The following is a 1,656-nucleotide window of genomic DNA, read 5'->3' on the forward strand; positions in this document are numbered from 1 at the left end:
CACTGGCGGCACAGGCCGCGGCGCAGCAGGAGATTGCGCGGCGCGGGTTGGTATCGGCCGTGGTTTCGCTCTTCGACGGCTCGCTCGCGGCCGATCACAAGCTGGCGGTGGCCGAGCGCGCGGGTCAGGAAGCCGCCGACTTTACGAAGCTGACCGGGCAGCGCGAGCAGGCTCGCGAATCGGCACGTGCCGATGTAGTAAAGGCACAGCTCGAGCAGCAATCACGCGAGCGCGAACTGGGCAATGCACGGGTCGAGGCCGAGAAGGCGCGCCTGGAATTGGGTGTGCTGCTGTTTCCCGATCCGCGTACGCCGTACACGTTGAGCGCACCCGACGCAGCGCCTGTGCTGGCGTCGCGCGAGGATATCGATGCGGCGGCCGGCAAGAACAATGCCGAGCTGAAGAGCGCGATGGAAGCGCTGCGAGCCAGCAACGCGGATGTCCTTGCGACGCGAGCTGCGTATCTGCCCGATCTCGGATTGGAATATACATACGGTATCGACGCTCCGCAATTTGCCGCGACCGGGCCGGGGCCGGACCACGTAAACAATCTCGGCTACTCAGCGACCGTGACGCTCAACATTCCCATCTGGGACTGGCTGAACACTGAGCGTCGCGTGAAGCAGAGTGAGATTCGGCGGCAATCGACACAAGTGGCGTTGACAGCCAAGCAGCGGCAGTTGATCGCCAAACTGGACGAGGCATACTCCGAAGCAGCGATGGCGCGGGATCAGCTTGCATCGCTCGATCTGAGTGTGAGCACCGCGGCCGAGAGCTTGCGGCTCACGAAGCTGGCCTACCGAGGCGGCGAGGCAACCGTGCTTGAAGTTGTGGATGCGCAGGGCGCATATGTTGCCGCGCAGAACGCGCGTGAAGATGGCCGCGTCCGGTATGAAGCCGCGCTCGCCGATCTGCAGACGCTGACCGGAACGATGTAAGAGCGAGGGTTCGCGGTTCGGAAGAGACCGTTATCGAGATGAGCGAGACGATGAGAGCGAATTTGAGGCGGGATTGGATTGCGTTACGGATGCTGATGAGCGCGCTGGCTCTTCCTTTGTTTCTGAGCGGCTGCAAAAAGGAAGCAGAGGTTCAGGTACAAGTAACGGTGCAGGCCGAGCAACCGGAGCACGGCGAGATCTCTGAGAAGATCATGGCTGACGCAGTACTGGCGCCGATTGCGCAGGCTGCGATCGAGCCGAAAATCTCCGCACCGGTCAAAAAATTCTATGTCCAGCGCGGGCAGCGGGTGAAGGCGGGCGAGCTTCTGGTCGAATTGGAGAATACCGATCTAGCTGCGGCCGCGCAGGACAATCGGGGCGCGTATGAAGCGGCGCAGGGAACCTATGCCACTGCAACCAAGGCACAAGTGCCCGAGGATCAGCTCAAGGCCGAAGCGGATGTTGCGCAGGCCAAGGCCAATCTAGAACTGAATCAGAGCATCGTGAATAGCCGCAAGCAGCTTTTTGCTGAAGGCGCGATTCCGGGCCGCGATCTGGATACGGCGATGGCGACACTCGTTCAGGCGCAGGCTGCATATGACGCAGCAGCCAAGCACCTGGAGTCGATGCGCGCGGTGACGCATGAGGCTGCGCTCAAAATAGCGCAAGGTGATCTGACCTCGGCCGAAGGCAAACTGAAAGGCGCGCAGGCGCAGGT

General features: G+C 61.9%; 2 protein-coding genes. Both read left to right on the forward strand.

Annotation, left to right across the window (positions count from 1 at the left end; genetic code table 11):
• A partial coding sequence (locus tag WCB02_RS01360) for a TolC family protein (RefSeq protein WP_423955514.1) occupies positions 1 to 938 on the forward strand: 938 nt, incomplete at its 5' end.
• 38 nt (positions 939 to 976) lie between these two features.
• Positions 977 to 1,656: biotin/lipoyl-binding protein (locus tag WCB02_RS01365; RefSeq protein ID WP_423955516.1), on the forward strand; the 680-nt coding region annotated here is incomplete at its 3' end.

The organism is Bradyrhizobium sp. (assembly GCF_049581145.1).
In the GTDB taxonomy this organism is placed as follows: domain Bacteria; phylum Pseudomonadota; class Alphaproteobacteria; order Rhizobiales; family Xanthobacteraceae; genus Bradyrhizobium.